Annotated in this window: 20 protein-coding genes; 8 read left to right on the forward strand and 12 right to left on the reverse strand. The window is 69.4% G+C overall.

The annotated features are described in order from the left end of the window. Positions 1 to 88: 88 nt before the first annotated feature. From L3Q67_RS14415 to moaA, 4 genes are all read right to left on the reverse strand, one after another. Positions 89 to 760, reverse strand: coding sequence for a LysM peptidoglycan-binding domain-containing protein (locus L3Q67_RS14415; protein WP_499189977.1), 672 nt, complete (start codon positions 758 to 760; stop codon positions 89 to 91). 378 nt (positions 761 to 1,138) lie between these two features. After that, positions 1,139 to 1,978 (reverse strand): phosphatidylinositol-specific phospholipase C/glycerophosphodiester phosphodiesterase family protein, encoded by an 840-nt coding sequence (locus L3Q67_RS14420; RefSeq protein ID WP_499189978.1) that lies wholly within the window; start codon positions 1,976 to 1,978, stop codon positions 1,139 to 1,141. A gap of 46 nt (positions 1,979 to 2,024) precedes the next feature. Further along, a complete protein-coding gene (locus tag L3Q67_RS14425) occupies positions 2,025 to 2,285 on the reverse strand; it encodes a MoaD/ThiS family protein (RefSeq protein ID WP_499189979.1) in 261 nt (86 codons plus the stop codon). Next, positions 2,285 to 3,349 carry a GTP 3',8-cyclase MoaA gene (gene moaA / locus L3Q67_RS14430; protein ID WP_499189980.1) on the reverse strand — a complete coding sequence of 355 codons (1,065 nt, stop codon included), beginning with the start codon at positions 3,347 to 3,349 and terminating at the stop codon, positions 2,285 to 2,287. Before moaA ends, L3Q67_RS14425 begins: the two co-directional genes overlap by 1 nt. Positions 3,350 to 3,442: 93 nt before the next feature. Here moaA and L3Q67_RS14435 point away from each other — a divergent pair, with 93 nt between their 5' ends. From L3Q67_RS14435 to L3Q67_RS14455, 5 genes are all read left to right on the forward strand, one after another. Continuing rightward, complete coding sequence (locus L3Q67_RS14435) at positions 3,443 to 3,841, forward strand: TOBE domain-containing protein (RefSeq protein ID WP_423580462.1); 399 nt, start codon at positions 3,443 to 3,445, stop codon at positions 3,839 to 3,841. Between the two features lie 13 nt (positions 3,842 to 3,854). After that, positions 3,855 to 4,652, forward strand: coding sequence for an HAD-IIA family hydrolase (locus L3Q67_RS14440; RefSeq protein WP_499189981.1), 798 nt, complete (start codon positions 3,855 to 3,857; stop codon positions 4,650 to 4,652). A gap of 36 nt (positions 4,653 to 4,688) precedes the next feature. Further along, positions 4,689 to 5,507, forward strand: a complete 819-nt coding sequence (locus tag L3Q67_RS14445; RefSeq protein ID WP_499189982.1) for a metallophosphoesterase family protein — start codon at positions 4,689 to 4,691, stop codon at positions 5,505 to 5,507. A 234-nt stretch (positions 5,508 to 5,741) separates the two neighbouring features. After that, entirely contained in the window at positions 5,742 to 6,662 is a 921-nt protein-coding gene (locus L3Q67_RS14450) for a TauD/TfdA dioxygenase family protein (protein WP_499189983.1), read from the forward strand. Between the two features lie 170 nt (positions 6,663 to 6,832). After that, positions 6,833 to 7,393, forward strand: a complete 561-nt coding sequence (locus tag L3Q67_RS14455; protein WP_282770433.1) for a snapalysin family zinc-dependent metalloprotease — start codon at positions 6,833 to 6,835, stop codon at positions 7,391 to 7,393. Positions 7,394 to 7,476: 83 nt separating this feature from the next. Here L3Q67_RS14455 and L3Q67_RS14460 read toward each other — a convergent pair whose 3' ends face one another. Together L3Q67_RS14460 and L3Q67_RS14465 are read right to left on the reverse strand one after the other, a co-directional pair. Continuing rightward, positions 7,477 to 7,851: a YccF domain-containing protein gene (locus tag L3Q67_RS14460; RefSeq protein ID WP_499189984.1), complete on the reverse strand. Its 375-nt coding sequence runs from the start codon at positions 7,849 to 7,851 to the stop codon at positions 7,477 to 7,479. 26 nt (positions 7,852 to 7,877) lie between these two features. Next, positions 7,878 to 8,639, reverse strand: a complete 762-nt coding sequence (locus L3Q67_RS14465; RefSeq protein ID WP_499189985.1) for a PhzF family phenazine biosynthesis protein — start codon at positions 8,637 to 8,639, stop codon at positions 7,878 to 7,880. A gap of 52 nt (positions 8,640 to 8,691) precedes the next feature. Between L3Q67_RS14465 and L3Q67_RS14470 the strand changes: the two genes are divergently transcribed. Continuing rightward, positions 8,692 to 10,308 carry an AMP-binding protein gene (locus L3Q67_RS14470; RefSeq protein WP_499189986.1) on the forward strand — a complete coding sequence of 539 codons (1,617 nt, stop codon included), beginning with the start codon at positions 8,692 to 8,694 and terminating at the stop codon, positions 10,306 to 10,308. A 356-nt stretch (positions 10,309 to 10,664) separates the two neighbouring features. Here the strand turns inward: L3Q67_RS14470 and L3Q67_RS14475 are convergent, their stop codons facing one another. Both L3Q67_RS14475 and L3Q67_RS14480 read right to left on the reverse strand, forming a co-directional pair. After that, positions 10,665 to 11,621, reverse strand: a complete 957-nt coding sequence (locus L3Q67_RS14475; protein ID WP_499189987.1) for a R2-like ligand-binding oxidase — start codon at positions 11,619 to 11,621, stop codon at positions 10,665 to 10,667. A 10-nt stretch (positions 11,622 to 11,631) separates the two neighbouring features. Next, positions 11,632 to 12,246 (reverse strand): TetR/AcrR family transcriptional regulator, encoded by a 615-nt coding sequence (locus L3Q67_RS14480; RefSeq protein ID WP_499189988.1) that lies wholly within the window; start codon positions 12,244 to 12,246, stop codon positions 11,632 to 11,634. Positions 12,247 to 12,328: 82 nt separating this feature from the next. On the opposite strand from L3Q67_RS14480, the gene L3Q67_RS14485 reads away from it, so the two are divergent. Continuing rightward, positions 12,329 to 12,943: an HAD family hydrolase gene (locus L3Q67_RS14485; RefSeq protein WP_499189989.1), complete on the forward strand. Its 615-nt coding sequence runs from the start codon at positions 12,329 to 12,331 to the stop codon at positions 12,941 to 12,943. Here L3Q67_RS14485 and L3Q67_RS14490 read toward each other — a convergent pair. Beyond that, the gene (locus L3Q67_RS14490) at positions 12,927 to 13,154 is read right to left on the reverse strand and encodes a hypothetical protein (RefSeq protein ID WP_209662793.1); all 228 of its coding nucleotides are present in this window, start codon (positions 13,152 to 13,154) and stop codon (positions 12,927 to 12,929) included. The two genes, L3Q67_RS14485 and L3Q67_RS14490, sit on opposite strands and share 17 nt — an antisense overlap. Before the next feature lie 165 nt (positions 13,155 to 13,319). Between L3Q67_RS14490 and L3Q67_RS14495 the strand changes: the two genes are divergently transcribed. After that, positions 13,320 to 13,706: a cold-shock protein gene (locus L3Q67_RS14495; protein WP_395903876.1), complete on the forward strand. Its 387-nt coding sequence runs from the start codon at positions 13,320 to 13,322 to the stop codon at positions 13,704 to 13,706. Here L3Q67_RS14495 and L3Q67_RS14500 read toward each other — a convergent pair. The 3 genes from L3Q67_RS14500 to L3Q67_RS14510 are packed head-to-tail and all read right to left on the reverse strand — an operon-like array spanning position 13,703 to position 17,015. Then, positions 13,703 to 14,197, reverse strand: coding sequence for a DUF2771 family protein (locus L3Q67_RS14500; protein WP_499189990.1), 495 nt, complete (start codon positions 14,195 to 14,197; stop codon positions 13,703 to 13,705). The genes L3Q67_RS14495 and L3Q67_RS14500 overlap by 4 nt on opposite strands. A 10-nt stretch (positions 14,198 to 14,207) precedes the next feature. Further along, positions 14,208 to 16,211 (reverse strand): MFS transporter, encoded by a 2,004-nt coding sequence (locus L3Q67_RS14505; protein ID WP_499191535.1) that lies wholly within the window; start codon positions 16,209 to 16,211, stop codon positions 14,208 to 14,210. A 42-nt stretch (positions 16,212 to 16,253) separates the two neighbouring features. Further along, the gene (locus tag L3Q67_RS14510) at positions 16,254 to 17,015 is read right to left on the reverse strand and encodes a glutaminyl-peptide cyclotransferase (protein ID WP_499189991.1); all 762 of its coding nucleotides are present in this window, start codon (positions 17,013 to 17,015) and stop codon (positions 16,254 to 16,256) included. Between the last annotated feature and the right edge of the window lie 35 nt (positions 17,016 to 17,050).

Raw genomic sequence — 17,050 nt, forward strand, 5'->3', positions numbered from 1 at the left:
CGCGAAAAGGCCCCACCGCCCAGGGGATCGGCGGTGGGGCCTTTTTGCTCGTCACGGCGTTATCGGGCCGTGATCGCACACACGGAACTTACTTGGTGGCGATCTTCTGGCCGACCACGATGAAGTCCGCGTTCGGGATGAACTCCTTGTTCAGCTCCTGCAACTTCGAGAAGCCACCGTCGACACCGTGCGCCTGCGCGATCTTCGACAGGGTGTCGCCCGCGACCACGGTGTAGTCGCCGATCGGGTTGGACTTCGCGACGCCGGTGGTCACCGGGGCCGACTTCGGCGCGGCCGAGGCCGGGGCCGGAGCGGACTTCGGAGCGGACTTCGGCGCGGCCTTCTTCGCGGGGGCGCTCTTCTTGGCCGAGCCACCGGTGTTGGTGCCCTTGTAGCTGGCCGACGAGCCGCCCTTCTTGCCACAGGTCGGCCAGGCGTTGATGCCCTGACCAGCCTTGACGCGCTCGGCCACGGCGATCTGCTCCTCGCGGGAGGCGTTGTGGGCGCTGCCCTTGCCGCCGTAGGCCTTCCAGGTGCTCGGCGAGAACTGGAGCCCGCCGTAGTACCCGTTGCCGGTGTTGATGGACCAGTTGCCGCCGCTCTCGCACTGGGCGATGGCGTCCCAGTTGGTGCCGCCTTCGGCCTGCGCGGGGGTCGCGGCGATGGCGAGCGGGGCGCCGACAGCCATGCCGGCGATCGCGACGCGGGCGATGTGCTTGGTGGCGGCGGACATCTTGCGGTGCTTGCCTCGGTAAGCCATGGGATTACTACTCACTTCCCGCGCCTGCTGAACTCGGGGTGTTCTCGTCGTCCCTGTCCGGAAAGTTTTCTTTCGCTCGGGGTATGGGCCGGGATTCCGCCGGACAGGGTTCGGCGCTTCGGAATCCCGGTGTTGCTCTGGTCGGTTCGGGGCCAACCGAAATGCGACGGTACGTAACCTTCGCCGTGATCGGAAATTAATCGGGGTGTGAGCTACGTCACTGTAACGACGCGCAACCTTCGACGATTCGCTGGTTTTCGCAGCTCAACTGGCCGTTATCGGGCCGTTTCCTTCCCGAGATCATTCACTGATCGTGAGGTCTGGGTCACGTGAAAACGCCCGTCTAGGCCGTTGGTGGAGATAACCGAACTGTGTGGTTTACCGGCCGGAATCGCGCAGGAATGCCGCCAGGCCGGTCAGGTCGTCGGTGTTGACGTGGTCCACGCCCGCGGCCACGAGCTCGGTCCACACGGCTTCCCGTGCCGGACCGGGGGCATCGGGTGTGGCCCAGAACCGTACCCGTTGCCCGGCAGCGTGCGCGACGGACACCACGTCCCGCAGGCGGGCGCGCTCGCCGGCGGGGAACTCGCCCACGCCGGTCCAGGTGAACAGCTTGGTCCAGTTCTCCGAGACCAACGGCGTCAGGCGGGCGTCGGAACCGGGCCCCAAATCGTCCGTAGCGGCGATACGGCCGTCGTAGAAGGCCAGGCGGTGCTTCTCCGCCGCGAGGACCGCACGCGGCCGGTTGCCGGACAGCACGACCTCGACGGCCTTCTCACGCACCCAGCTGTCCCGGTAGGCGGTGAAGAGGAAGGAGTAGCGCGGGGACGTCAGAACCCGCGAGAGCGCCGCGTAGGTGTCCTCCGCGCCGCTCTTGAGGTCCACCAGCAGCTGGAACGGCGTCCGCCGTGGGTAGACGTGCCCGAAGTTGCGCAGCACCCGCTCACGCAGCGGCTCCAGGTACAGCGCCTCCAGCGTGCGCTCCGGGGTCACGTCCTCCGGGTCGTGCGCCACCAGCAACTGCCCGCCGACCAGGTAGATGTCCGCCTCGACGCTGGTGAACCCCTGGTCCAGCGCGTCGTGCAGCGGCCGTGCGTGCTCGTAGTCGTTGTGCGCGTGCGCCTGCGCGAGCGGCCGGACCCAAGCGGCGGCTGACGCGGGTGTGGCGAGCCCGGCCACGGCGAACGCGGTCAGCAGGAGCACGAGGAGGCGGCGCATGCGCGTCAGCCTCGGTGAGCGTGGCGTCCGGGGGGTGACACCGGGGTTAACCGCCGGCGAAAGGCGGCAGGACGTCGAGTTCGGCGCCGTCCGGCAGGCGGTGGGAGGTGTCGCGCACCGCGACGCCGTCCAGCAGGAAGCTGGCCACGTCGAGCACCTTCGGCAGCCGCTCGGGGTGGCGCTGCCGCAACTGCTCGACCGCCTCGGCCACCGACGAGCCGGAGGGCAGCGTGAGCACCTCGCTGTCCATCCCGGTCGCGGCCCGAGCGGAGGCGAAGAACCGCACCTGGACCGTGGTCACCCGCATCAACCGCCGATCGCGCTCATCGGCCGGATCGGCTGCGCGAACCCGGCCTCGTTGATCTCGTGCCCGGCCAGCTTGCCCCACATGGTGGCCCGCCAGGCGTCCGCTATCTCCTCATCGCGCGCGCCCGTGCGCAAGAGGACACGCAGGTCGGTCTCCTCGTTGCTGAACAGGCAGGAGCGGATGGAGCCGTCCGCGGTCAGCCGGGTGCGCTCGCAGGCCGAGCAGAACGGCCGGGTCACCGAGGCGATCACGCCGACGTCACCGGGACCGCCGTCGACCAGCCAGCGTTCGGCGGGCGCGCCGCCGCGCGGTACCTCGCTCGGGGTCAGGGCGAACTCGGTGCCGAGCAGGCCGAGGATGTCCTCGGCGGTGATCATGCCGCCGCGGTCCCAGCCGTGCTGGGCGTCCAGCGGCATCTGCTCGATGAACCGCAGGTGGTAGCCGTTGTCCAGGCAGAACCGCAGCAGCGGCACGGCCTCGTGGTCGTTGACCCCGCGCATCAGCACCGCGTTGACCTTCACCGGCGACAACCCGGCGTCGCGCGCGGCGGCCAGGCCCTCCAGCACGTGGCGCAGCCGGTCGCGGCGGGTCAAGCGGGCGAAGGTGTCGCGGTCGATGGTGTCCAGCGAGACGTTGATCCGGTCCAGCCCGGCGGCCACCAGGCCCTCGGCGCGTTTCGCCAGGCCGATGCCGTTCGTGGTCATCGACAGCCGGGGTTTCGGCCGCAACGCCGACACCTCCGCGATGATCCGCTCGAGCCCCTGGCGCAGCATCGGTTCACCGCCGGTGAGCCGGATGTCGGTCACCCCGAGCAGTTCGACCGCGATCCGCAGCAGCCGCAGCAGCTCGTCGTCGCTGAGCACCTGGTCGCCGGGCAGCCAGTCCAGGCCCTCGGCGGGCATGCAGTAGGTGCAGCGCAGGTTGCACTTGTCGGTCAGGGACACCCGCAGGTCGGTCGCCACCCGGCCGAAGGTGTCGAGCAGGCCGGGATGGTCGGGCCGGGGCTCGGCGGGGTCCTGCCGCTTCCCGGTCACCCGGGGAATGCCTAGATTCACCGCCGTCACCCTGCCCAGCGTAGTGCGGATCCGGCTGAGCAGTGGTCGAGCGGGAAACGAGGATGATGGCGCATCCGCAGTTGCGGAGCTAGCGTGGCGAACATGCCGCAGTTTCGGTTGGCCGAGGTCGCACGCCTGCTCGGCGTCAGCGACGACACCGTGCGCCGCTGGGTCCGCGCCGGCCAGTTGACCGCCCTCGACGACAGCAGCGGGCGCAAGGTGGTCGACGGCGCCGAGCTCGCCGCGTTCGCCAAGGCGCAGGCCGACGAGCCGCCGGACCCGTCGCGGGTCGGCCGGTCCGCGCGCAACCGGTTCGTCGGACTGGTCACCGAGGTGGTCCAGGACAAGGTGATGGCCCAGGTGGAGATCCAGTGCGGGCCGCACCGGGTGGTGTCGCTGATGAGCAGCGAGGCCGTCACCGAAATGGGGCTGAAACCGGGCTCATTGGCGGTCGCCGTGGTGAAGGCCACGCAGGTGATCGTCGAGACCCCCACCGGCTAATAAGGTGGCGGCCATGAGCGACGAACCGCGCTGGAGCTATCTCAGCGACATGGACGGGGTGCTGGTCCGCGAGGAGCACCTGGTGCCCGGCGCCGACGAGTTCCTCACCGAGCTGAAGGCCAACGGCATCGGCTTCCTGGTGCTGACCAACAACTCCATCTACACCCCGCGCGACCTGCGGGCGCGGCTCGCCCGGACCGGCCTGGACGTGCCGGAGGAGTCGATCTGGACCTCCGCGCTGGCCACCGCCGAGTTCCTGCACCGCCAGCGCCCGAACGGTTCCGCCTTCGTCATCGGCGAGGCCGGGCTGACCACCGCGCTGCACGAGGCCGGTTACGTGCTGACCGACCGCGACCCCGACTACGTGGTGCTCGGCGAGACCCGCACCTACAGCTTCACCGCGATCACCAGGGCCATCCGGATGATCGAGGCGGGGGCGAAGTTCATCGCCACCAACCCGGACGCCACCGGCCCCAGCCTGGAGGGCTCGATGCCGGCCACCGGCTCGGTCGCCGCGCTGATCGAGAAGGCCACCGGCCGCCAGCCGTACTTCGTCGGCAAGCCGAACCCGCTGATGATGCGCTCGGCGCTGCGGGCGATCGGCGCGCATTCGGAGCACACGCTGATGATCGGCGACCGGATGGACACCGACGTGCACGCCGGGATCGAGGCCGGGCTGGAGACCATCCTGGTGCTCACCGGGATCTCCACCAGGGAGAGCGCCGAGCTGTACCCGTACCGGCCCACCCGCGTGCTCGACTCGGTGGCCGACCTGATCGGGCGGACGAAGGATCCCTTCGCGCAGGGGTGACGAACCTCTCGAGTGAGCAGGCCTTATCTTCGTGGGATGAACGATGCCGGTGCGGCGGGACCGCCGACCTATGTGGTGGGTGACGTGCACGGGCATCGGGACGGGCTGGCCGAGGCGCTGCTCGCGAAGGAACTCGTCGACGACAGCGGTGACTGGGCCGGCGGCGAGAACCGCGTCTGGTTCCTCGGCGACTTCGTCGACCGCGGGCCCGACGGCGTCGGTGTCATCGACCTGGTGATGCGCCTGCAGGAGCAGGCCGCCGAAGCCGGTGGCGAGGTGGAGAGCCTGCTCGGCAACCACGAGATCCTGCTGCTGGGCAGGCACCGCTTCGGCGACACCGAGGTGCCGTCCGACTTCGGCCCGCGCAGCTTCGGCCGCAGCTGGGAGATCAACGGCGGGCAGCAGTCCGACCAGGAGAAGCTGACCGAGCGCCACATCGAGTGGCTGATCCAGCGCCCGCTGCTGGCCCACGCCGAGAACTACCTGCTGATGCACTCCGACACGCTCGAGTACCTCGAATGGGGCGCCGACGTGGCGGAGATCAACGAGAACGTGGGCGAGGTGCTCGCCGGCGACGACATCTCCGAGTGGTGGGAGGTGTGGCGCCGGATGACCACGCGCTACGCCTTCCGCGGGCCGAACGGGCCGGAGATCGCGCAGTTGCTCCTCGAGCGGCTCGGCGGCGAGCGGATCGTGCACGGGCACAGCGTGATCGCCGACCAGCTCGGCATCCACCCGATGCAGATCGAAGCGCCGTACCTCTACGCGGGCGGCAAGGTGCTCGGCGTCGACGGCGGCCTGTTCGTCGGCGGGCCGTGCCTCATCGTTCCCCTGCCTTGGGATCCAGAGGAGTAGAACTCCCAGCGTATGGGAGATCTTGACCATCGTCCGGACGCAGGTCCATAGTCCTCCCATGTCCGAAACCCTGGGTCACCGTTGTGTTGTCCCGCGGACGAGGCGGTCTCCTCACCGCCTGGTCGGTTGCGGCGTCGGCGCGCTGCTCGTGCGTCGTGGTCGCTACGGCTCCCCGCCGAAGTAGCGCGTTCTTCCCGCGCTAGCACCGATCCCTTTGCACAGTGAGGAAATGCGTTGTCCGTAGACCTGCCGATTCGTGCTGCCCTGCGCCCGGCCCACGTTCCCGCCGATGGCATCCTGGAAGGCCCGCGGGTGCTGAACCACGGCGAATCCCGGCCCTACCCACTGTTTTCGCTCATGCCGCTCGGCCCGGTGATCGGTGCCGAGATCGACGGCGTCGACCTCGGTGAGCCGCTGACCGCCGAACTGCGCGCGGAGCTGAACCGCGCGCTGCTGGAGTGGAAGGTGCTGTTCTTCCGCGACCAGGACATCACTTCCGCCCAGCAGCGGGCGTTCGCGCGCAACTGGGGTCCACTCGAGACGAACCCGTTCATCCCGACCGGCGACAGCGAGCAGGTGACCCGGTTCGCCCGCGGCGCGGCCATGCCCGGGTTCGAGAACATCTGGCACACCGACGTGACGTTCCGGCCGGAGCCCGCGCTCGGCTCGGTGCTGCGGCTGATCGAGGTGCCGCCGTTCGGCGGCGACACGATGTGGGCCGACATGGCCGCCGCCTACGACAACCTGCCCGAGGACGTCCGCGCGCGGATCGACGGGCTGACCGCGGTGCACGACTTCATCCCCGGCTTCGAGCGCTTCTCCGACGTGGACTTCCTGGCTTCGCAGCAGGCGCATTTCCCGCCGGTGGAGCACCCGGTGGTGCGCACGCACCCCGAGTCGGGGCGCCGGATGCTGTTCGTGAACCAGGCGTTCACCACGCACATCGTCGGACTGGAGCGCGAGGAGAGCGACCGGCTGCTGCGGTTGCTGTTCCAGCAGGCGCACGTGCCGGAGTTCCAGGTGCGCTTCCGGTGGCGGCCGAACTCGGTGGCGTTCTGGGACAACCGCGCCACCCAGCACTACGCGGTGAACGACTACTTCCCGCACCCCAGGGTCGCCGAACGCGTCGCCATCGCCGGCGATCGTCCGTTCTAGCCGACTTTGGTCGGGAACCCAGCTGATCTGGCGGCCCGGCGGACCTCGGTGAGCAGCCGGTCCACCAGATCACCGGCAAAACTGTGAAAACCTCACCCTTGAGGGTTTGGGGCGTGGGCGGTTCGCTTCGAGGAGCGGAAGAACCCGTACCCCAGTGAGGAGTTTCCAAAGTGTCGACTCCGAAGGCCTTCAGATCCGTACTGGCGGCGCTCGCGCTGCTGTTCCCGCTCGTGCTCTCGCAGGTGGCCACGAGCCTGCCCGCGTCGGCGGCCGAAGTGGCCGTGCGCACGGTGTACTACGACTCGAGCGGGGCAGCGGAGTTCAAGGCCGCCGTGGACGCCGGCGCCGCGGTGTGGAACAACAGCGTGCGCAACGTGCGGCTGGTGAAGGGGTCGCCCGCCGCCCTGGTCATCGTGGCCGACAACGGGTGGCCGCGGGCGCAGACGACCTCGCTCGGCCGGGGCAAGATCTGGTTCGGCCGCCAGGCGGTGAACCAGGGTTATGACGTGACCCGGATCGCCGCGCACGAGATCGGCCACATCTTCGGCCTGCCGGACCGGCGGACCGGGCTGTGCCAGGACCTGATGTCCGGTTCGAGCGCGCCGGTCTCGTGCACCAACCCGAACCCGAACGCCAAGGAGAAGGCCGAGGTCGAGGCCAACTTCGCCGGTTCGCGCGCGGCCGCGGACTTCCGGGGCTACTACGACGAAACCCCGGTCGCCGCGTTCTGACCCGCCCCTCGTGCCAATGCTATGAGTGGGGCATTACTTGCGTTGAATGCTAGTAATGCCCCATTCATAGCGTTTGGCGGCACTCACGGTGCCGGCACGATGTCCTTGCCCAGCGGCACCAGTGACACCGGCACGAGCTTGAAGTTCGCCACGCCCAGCGGGATGCCGATGATCGTGACGCACAGCGCCAGCCCGGTGAGCAGGTGCCCGATCGCCAGCCACCACCCGGCCACGACGATCCAGATGATGTTGCCGACGACCGAGGCCGCTCCGGCGCCGCGCCGGTCGACCAGGGTCCGGCCGAACGGCCACAGCGCGTAGTTCGCCATCCGGAACGCCGCCCGGCCGAACGGGATGGTGATGATCAGGATGTGGCAGATGATCCCCGCGATCGCGTAACCCACCGCCATCCAGAAGCCGCAGAGCACCAGCCAGATGACATTCAGGATCGTCCTCATGCCCCTATTGTCCCGTGAACTCCGGGTCAAGCGTGGAGGTCGCCGGAGAACACCGTCACCGCCTGGCCCGCGAGCGTGACGCGATCCCCGTCCTGCACCACCCGGACGATGCCGCCACGCGGCGACGCCTGCTCGCCCACCAGCTTCTCGCGGCCGAGGCGCTGGGCCCAGTACGGCGCCAGCGTGCAGTGCGCCGAGCCGGTCACCGGGTCCTCGTCGACCCCCTTCGCCGGGGCGAAGAACCGGCTGACGAAGTCGATCCCGTCCCGGTCACCGGGCGCGGTGACGGTCAGCCCGCGCACGTCCATCGCCCTGATCGCCGCGAGGTCCGGCACCAGTTCCCGGACCTGAGCGGCGTTTTCGGCGACCACCAGCAGGTCGAACCGGCCCTTGGCGACGTGCTCGACGATCACCCCCGGCAGCGCGTCCCCCGGTGAGACGTCCACCGGCTCGGACGGGTCGGCCGGGAAGTCCATCCGCACCCAGCCGTCCGCCGCGGTGCAGCGCAGGTCGCCGCTCTTGGTGCTGAAGACCTGATCACCGCCGAGCACGTGCGCGGTGGCGAGCGTGGCGTGCCCGCACAGGGCGACCTCGGCGACCGGCGTGAACCAGCGCAGCGGCTTCGCGCCCTCGGCTGTCGTGACCACGAAGGCCGTCTCGGAGTGCTTCAGCTCCGCGGCCACGGACTGCATCCAGGTTTCGTCGGCGGGGGAGTCCAGGAGCACCACGCCGGCCGGGTTGCCGGCGAAGGCGCGATCGGTGAACGAGTCCACGAGGTACATGCGCATGCCGTCGAATCTACGATGGAAGGCGCGTCAACGCCGACCTGCTGGAGGAACCATGCCCGCTGTTCCGAGTTACTCCTCCGGGACCTCCGACGTGTCCCTTCTCGGTGACACGATCGGCGGCAACCTGGCCCGCACGGTGGCGAGATTCGGCGACCGTGACGCGCTGGTCGAACGGCTCACCGGCCGCCGGTGGACCTACACCGAGCTGGCCGCGGACGTGGACGCGCTCGCGCTCGGGCTGGTCGCGCGCGGCATCGTCAAGGGGGACCGGGTCGGGATCTGGTCGCCGAACCGGGCCGAGTGGACGCTGCTCCAGTACGCGACGGCGAAGATCGGCGCGATCCTGGTCAACATCAACCCGGCGTACCGCTCGCACGAGCTGAAGTTCGTGCTCAACCAGGCCGGGGTGCGGTTGCTGGTGGCGGCCGAGTCGTTCAAGACCTCGGACTACGCGGCCATGATCGAGGAGGTCCGGCCGGAGTGCGCGGCGCTGGAGCAGGTGGTGCTGCTGGGCAGCGAGGCGTGGGATTCGTTGTCGGACCACGATCTTGACGAGGCTCGGCTGGAGGAGATCGCGGCGACGCTGGGTGCGGACGATCCGATCAACATCCAGTACACCTCGGGGACGACCGGGTTCCCGAAGGGCGCGACCCTGTCGCACCACAACATTCTGAACAACGGGTTCTTCGTCGGCGAGCTGTGCGGGTACACCGAGGCCGACCGGATCTGCATCCCGGTGCCGTTCTACCACTGCTTCGGCATGGTGATGGGCAACCTCGCGGCGACGACGCACGGCGCGTGCATGGTGATCCCGTCGCAGGCCTTCGAGCCCGCGGCGGCGCTGGCCGCGGTGCAGGCCGAGCGGTGCACCTCGCTCTACGGGGTGCCGACGATGTTCATCGCGGAACTGTCCGAACCGGACTTCGATTCCTATGATCTGAGCAGCCTGCGCACCGGGATCATGGCTGGTTCGCCCTGCCCGGTCGAGGTGATGAAGCAGGTGATCGAGCGGATGGGCATGGCAGAGGTGTCCATTTGTTATGGCATGACCGAGACCTCACCGGTGTCGACCCAGACGCGCGCGGACGACTCGGTGGAGCGGCGGGTGTCGACGGTCGGTCGCGTGGGGCCGCACCTCGAGGTGAAGGTGGTCGACCCGGAGACCGGGCTGACTGTGCCGCGCGGCGAGCCGGGCGAACTGTGCACGCGCGGGTACTCGGTGATGCTCGGTTACTGGGACCAGCCGGACAAGACGGCCGAGGTGATCGACGCGGCGCGGTGGATGCACACCGGCGACCTGGCCATCATGGACGACGAGGGTTACCTGAGTATTACCGGCCGGATCAAGGACATGGTGATCCGGGGCGGGGAGAACGTTTATCCGCGGGAGATCGAAGAATTCCTGTACACGCATCCGGATATTCTGGACGCGCAGGTCATCGGGGTGCCGGATGCGAAATATGGGGAAGAGTTGATGGCTTGGGTTCGGTTGCGGGAGGGGGTTTCGGGTTTTAGCGTGGAGCAGTTGAGGGAGTTTTGTGCGGGGAAGTTGGCGCATTACAAGGTGCCGAAGTATGTGCACGTGGTGGAGGAGTTCCCGATGACGGTTACGGGGAAGGTGCGGAAGGTGCAGATGCGGGAGGAAGCTGTATCTTTGCTGGGTCTTTGATTTCTGGGGGTGCCACCCCGGTTTTTAGTGTGACTACGGCGAAGGTCTCCATGTCAAGGCGGGAAGGATGCCTTGACATGGAGACCTTCGCCGTGTTTTGGGCTTGGGACCGGGGATGGGGAGGGGTGGGTGGCTCTGGTGCTCCCCTTTTGTGCCCGGGTGGCGGTTGGTGTCCCCGGGAGGTGGTTGGGTGCCGTGAATGTGGCTTTCACGGCGGAATGTGCCGTGAAAGCCACATTCACGGCATGAAGGGGGGGCGAGGCGCGAATGTGAGGGGTGGGACGTGGGTGGTGTCACGAATGTGGCTTTGGGGGCGTAATCGGCCCCCAAAGCCACATTCGTGTCCCGGGGAGGGGCTAGGCGAGGGCTTCGGCGAAGGCTTTGGCGTCTTCTTCGCCGAAGGTTTCTTCCAGGATCTCGGGGGTGTAGTCCAGGTCGATCTGTTCGACCGGGGTGCCCCGTGCGGATTCGATGGCGCCCAGCCGTCGTTGTGCGCGGTCGGCGGCGTACGAGATGAATTCCTGCGGATCGTTGTCGAAGGGCCGCGGCTCTTCGAACTGGTCGTTCACCCATTCGATCATGCCCAGCGCGAGCGGCAGCAGTTCACCCATCCGCTGTTGCACGACCTCCCACAGCGAATCGTCCGCGGCTACGTGGCGGCGGCAGGTGAAGGTGCCCCAGGCCATGTGCCGTCGTTCGTCATCGCCGATCCGGCGGACCAGTTCCTGCATGCCCGGCAGGATGTTCCGCGAGGTGCACACCTTCTGCCAGGCGTAGTACCCGGTCAGCGCGAGGCTGCCTTCGACGACGTGGTTGTAGGTGACGCTCGCGCGCACCTGGTTGACCGGGCTGGGGTCCGAGGCCAGCACGCCGAGCGACTGCGGCAGCTCTTCGTAGAAAAGCTTGCGGTAGAACGGGTTTTCCGCCACGTACGGGTGCAGGTCTTCGGTCAGGCCGACGGCGTCCATCCAGCGGCGGAACACCTCGGTGTGCTTGGCCTCCTCGAAGCAGAACTGGCTCAGGTACATCTCGTCGCCGAAGCGGCCGGTCGACGCCATCGCCTTCATGAAGGGCTGGATGTCCTCGGTCACCGCCTCCTCACCGGCGATGAACTGGGCGCACAGGTACGTCGCCGAGCGGCGTTCGTCGTCGGACAGGGTGCGCCAGTCGGCGGCGTCCTGGCTGAAGTCGATGTCGGCGGGGTTCCAGAACTTGGCGTTGCCCTTGACGAACAGGCGCAGCGGGAACGAGTCCCAGTTGAGGCCGCCCCGCCGCAGGGAGCTGAAGCCGCTGCGCAGTTCCGTGGTGGTCATAGAAAACCTCTCACTCCGGTGTGAGCGCTGTGGACGAGGAGTACTTCTCGATCGCCGGGGCGATCACCGCGCACACCTGGTCCGCCGCCTCGGCGGGGGAGTGCGTCGGCAGCACGAGGTGGCTCAGGTTGAGCCGGACCACGGTTTCGGCGAGCAGGTCGACCTGCTCGTCGTCGAGCCACGGCGCGCGCGAGCGGTAGTGCTCGGCTGCCGCGTCGGCCGCGGCGCGGAGCACGGGTTCCGCCCGGGTGGTCAGCAGCGGCAGCAGGTCCTCCGCCGGGCCGGCGCCGAGTGCGGCGGCGACCAGCGGGTTCTCCCGCGCGTGCTCGATGGTGAACACGGTGGCCGCGCGCACGCCGTCGAGCAGGTCCGGCTCCGCGTCGAACCGCTGGTGGATGCCGTTGAGCAGTTCCGCGGTGGTGCGCAGCGCGACCGCCTCCACGAGCGCGGCCTTGGTGCCGAACTCGTTGTAGACCGTCTGCCTGCTCACCCCGACCCGCGTGGCCACATCGACCATCCGCAGCGCCGCGTAGCCCTTCTCCACCAGCAACGTCGTCGTCGCGAGGAGCAGTTCTTCGCGCAGGGAGGCCTTGGCGCGCTGGGTGAAGGACGTGACCTCGGACACATCCTCAGCTTGACACAGTGCCCGCATATGTCAAGGCCGTTGACGTCGTCCACAGGACTGTCAAATCGGCTACCGTGCAGGCGTGGGGATCACCGTGGGGTTCGACCTCGACATGACCTTGATCGACCCGCGGCCCGGCATGGTCGCGGCGCTCGACGCGCTCGCCGAGGAATCCGGCCTGCCGCTGGACGGCGAGCACTTCGCCGCCAACCTCGGCCCGCCGCTGGACGCCGTGCTCCGCGGCTTCGAGGCACCCGAGGAGCGCATTCCCGAACTGGTCGACCGCTTCCGCGAGATCTACCCCGAGCTGGTCGTCCCCAGCACGGTGGCGCTGCCCGGCGCCCACGCGGCGCTGGACGCGGTGCACCGCGCGGGCGGGCGCACGGTGGTGGTCACCGGCAAGTTCGCGCCCAACGCCGCGCGGCACATCAAGGCGCTCGGCTTCGAGGTCGACGTGCTGGTCGGCGAGCTGTGGTCGACCGGGAAGGCCGCCGCGCTCACCGAGCACGGCGCCGAGGTCTACGTCGGCGACCACCTCGGGGACATCAACGGCGCGCTGGCCGCCGGAGCCGTGCCGGTCGGGGTGACCACGGGGCCCTGCAGCCGCGCCGAGCTGCTCGAAGCCGGGGCGGAAGTGGTGTTCGAGAGCCTGGCGGAGTTCCCCGCCTGGCTGGCGGGGATCAGTCCGCGCGCTTAGCCGCTTTGCGGTGCTCGCGGACCAGTGCCCACAGCCCGAGCCCGAGCCCGAGCGGCGTGATGACGCCCGCGCCCGCGCTCAGCCAGACCGGCAGGTCCTCCAGGCCCGCGGCGAACAGCACGAAGACGGCGAGCACCGCCAGCATGCCGACGGCGAACAGGCCGATCCCGGCTCGCATCAGCAACGGCTTGGTCCGGGGCGCGCTCTCCATGCGCTCCAGATTAGAGCGCGACGCGGTGTGTCCGGTATGTGCTTCGCTTCACCGGACGGCGGGGGATACGCTTGTAGGTACGCGCGTCTGGGTACGCCCCTGGCGCGCGTTCGTCGTGCATGGCTGCGCGACGGGTACACGTGAGTGAAGGAACGGGTGAGGGCAGTGCCGACCGGCAAGGTCAAGTGGTACGACGCGGAAAAGGGTTTCGGTTTCGTCACCCAGGATGGCGGCGCGGACGTCTACATCCGGAAGGCCGCGCTACCGCAGGGCGTAGCGGCGCTCAAGGCCGGTCAGCGGCTGGAGTTCGGGGTGGCCGACGGCCGCCGCGGTCCGCAGGCGTTGTCCGTCCGGCTGCTCGACCCGCCGCCTTCGGTGGCGGAGGCCCGCCGCCGTCCCGCCGAAGAGCTGCACGGCCTGATCGAGGACATGATCAAGCTGCTCGAGCTCAAGGTGCAGCCGGACCTGCGGCGCGACCGCTATCCGGACCGCAAGCACACCAAGCAGGTCGCCGAGATCATGCGCGCGGTGGCGCGGGACCTGGACCCCTAAGCCCCGGCTTCGATCTGGAGCGTCCAGATGCCGCGGACGACCAGCTGCGGGTTGCCCTGCTCGTCTTCGATGGCCGCCCCGGTGGCGTCGATCGCGGTGGCCGCGCTGATCTGCTGGATCTCGACCACCACCAGCTGGTCGCCGGGGCCCGCCGTGGCGGTGTAGGCGTGCTGCTCGCCGGGGGAGAAGAACTCCTGCTTCACCGGCTGCAGCGCGCCCGACGCGTCCTGGTACTGGACGTTGACCAGCCACGGGGTGTCCACGATCTCCCGCGGCAGCGAGATCTGCACCGGCTTGCCGGGGCGCACCTTCAACCGCGCCTCGGCGGCGTCGTCCTGCTCGCAGGAGCTCACCCGCTCGTCGCAGTGGATGAACGGTCCGGTCCGCACGGTGTTGCCGTCGGCGAAGAAGGTCACCTCGGGGCGGGGGACCGGGGAACAGCCGGCCAGCGCGAGGGCACCACCGGCGAGCACGGCCAGAACACGACGCATACCCCGGACTCTACGAGCCCGCCGGTCCGCGCGAGGGAGCCGGTCCCTCGCTGCGCACGCCGCGCGGCGGGGTGGTGGTGGCGTCCGGCCGGAGTGGACGGTCGCCGCCGAGACCGGGGATGAGCGAGCTGCCGCGGTGCACCAGCATCGTCTGCACCACGCCGAAGGCCAGCAGCACCGAGATCACCAGGAAGCCGATCCAGTAGCTCGCGGGCAGCAGCAGGCCGATCGCGCCGCCGAAGCACCAGGCCAGCTGCAGCACGGTCTCCGACCGCCCGAACGCCGACGCCCGCGACTCCTCCGGCAGGTCCGCCTGGATCACCGCGTCGAGGCTGATCTTCGCCAGCGCGCTCGCCGTGGCACCGACCAGGCCGACGATCGCCGCGGTGGCCAGCCCGGCCAGTATCGCGGCGAGCACGGTCGAGGCCAGTGTCGCGGCCGCGCAGCCCATCACCACCTGGTCCGGCTTGCCGAAGGTCATCCGCGAACCCAGCGCGTTGCCGAGGAACCCGCCGGCCCCTGCCGCGCCCCCGATCACGCCGAGCAGCAGCAACTGCATGAACGGGCTCTGCCCGCTGCCCTCGGTCTGCGCCTTGACCGCGAACGCGGCGAACAGGAACAGGAAGCCGGTGACCAGCCGGATCGAGCCGTTGGCCCACAACGCGACCACGATCTGCCGGCCCATCGGCTGGCGTTTCTTCTTCTGCGGGTGCGCGGCGAGCGAGGCGGGGACCTCGCCCTCGGTCACCTCGACCCAGGACGGGATGCGCATCGCCTGCACCGCCCCGACCACGCAGATCGCCGCGGTGAACCACAACGCGCCCGCGGAGGTGAACAAGCCGTTGAGCCCGGCCGCGATCGCGCCGAACACCCCGCCCGCCACCAGGCCGAACACGGTCAGCCGGGCGTTGGTCTTGGACAGCGTGATCTCCGGTGGCAGCACCCGCGGGGTCACCGAGGACTTCAGCACCATGAACGATTTCGACAGCACCATCTTGCCCAGCGCCGCCGGGTACAGGCCCCAGTCGTCGAAGTGCAGTGCCATGAACACGCACATCAGCGCCTGACCGGCCGAGGTGGCGCACATGGCGAGGCGCCGCCCGCGCTGGATGCGGTCCAGCGCCGGGCCGATCACCGGCGCGACCAGCGCGAACGGCGCGATGGTGATCAGCAGGTAGAGCGCCACCTTGCTCTTGCTCTCGCCGCTGCTGGCGGCGAAGAACAGCGTGTTCGCCAGCGCGATGGCCATCGCGGCGTCGCTGGCGTAGTTGAGCATGGTCGCGTAGGTCAGCGAGGTCAGCCCGGACTTGTCCGCGCCGTCGGCCTTGGCCGCGCGCTGGAAGGCGTCCACCGCCTGGCCGGTCAGCTGGCGGCTGCGCAGCGCGGCGACCCTGGTGACCGTCAGCTTCTTCGGCAGCCGGGGCAGGCTGCGGCCCCGCGGGGGTTCGGCGGGTGCTTCGAACCCGTGTGCGGCCTCGGTGTGCTCGGACTCCTCGAAGGAGCGTCGCTGCTGCTCGTTCGCGAAGCCGCCGGAGTCGTAGCGCTCGTGCTCACCGGAGTGCCCGCGCGGGCGGTTCAGCGGGGGCGGCGGGACCGGCGGCAGGTTCGACCGGGTGCCCTGCCGCGGTGGCGGGGGCGGCGGGGGTGCCTGCCGTTCGCGCTCGCGTTCGCGGCGGACCGGCTGGGTCAGGAAGTGGTCCGGGTTCGGCGCGTAGGACGGCGGCGAAGTCGGGATGGCGCCAGTGGGGGCCTCGTCGGCCGTCGGCACCCGGCGGGGCTCGCGCGGCGGCGGGTAGTCGGAGGCGGGTGTGCGGGTGCGCGGATAGCTCTGTTCGGCGGGCGACGGTCCCCCGGACCGGTCGGCTGGCATGACGCGCGTCGGCGGCCGCTCGCGCGAAGGCGGCGGCGGGGGCGGATCGTGGCGGGTGGTGCTACCGGGTTCCGGGGTCCACTTGCGCTTGCCCTTCTTGCCGGCGCGACCCTTTCCCGACCGCGAGGACGAACCGAAACGCATCACACCTGCAATCTTGCCGTACCACCGGTCGCCTTCGCCGGGTCAAGGCGCGGTGGGAACGAACTTCACCCGGAACATCTTCGGCCACAGCTTGCCGGTGAGCAGGAACTCGTCCGTACCCGGCACGGCGGCGATGCCGTTGAGCACGTCCGCACCCCCCGCTTCCGGCGCGCTGAGCAGGCCGGAGGCGTCGATGTGCCCGGTGATCGCACCGTCCGGACCGATCCGGAGGATCTCGTCGGTCTGCCAGACGTTCGCGTACACCGAGTCGCCCACGCACTCCAGTTCGTTGAGCTTATCCCGCTGGACGCCCACCGAACCCGTTTCGGCGAAGGTCGCCGGATCGCGGAAGGTCAGCTCGGCCGAGCCGTCGCTCATCACCAGCCGCCCGGAGGCCTGCTGGCAGATGCCCCAGCCCTCGCCTTCGTAGGACACCCGGCGCCGCTCGGTCAGCGTGGCCTTGTCGTATTCGATGGCGGTCTGGTTCTGCCAGGTGAGCTGCCAGACCGAGTCACCGGTGACGGTGATGCCCTCACCGAACAGCGGCGAGGGCAGCGGGATCTCGGTGACCGGCGGCTGCCCGAGCGGACCCGCGCGCAACGCGGACTTGCCGACCAGGCCGGTGCCCTCGTAGAGCGTGCCGCCGTCCAGTTCGAGGCCCTGGGTGAAGGCGCCGGGGTCGTGGGGCAGGGTTTCGAGCACCTGCACGCGCAGCTGTTCGGTCGCCGGACCCTCCGTGCCGTTCGCGGCACAGCCGGTCAGCCCGATCGTCAGAGCGAGTGCCGTAGCAACTGGAGTGCGCACCTGCCCAGCTTCCCACGAACGCGTGCGGCATCATG

This window comes from Saccharothrix sp. AJ9571, from assembly GCF_021725495.1.
In the GTDB taxonomy this organism is placed as follows: domain Bacteria; phylum Actinomycetota; class Actinomycetes; order Mycobacteriales; family Pseudonocardiaceae; genus Amycolatopsis; species Amycolatopsis magusensis.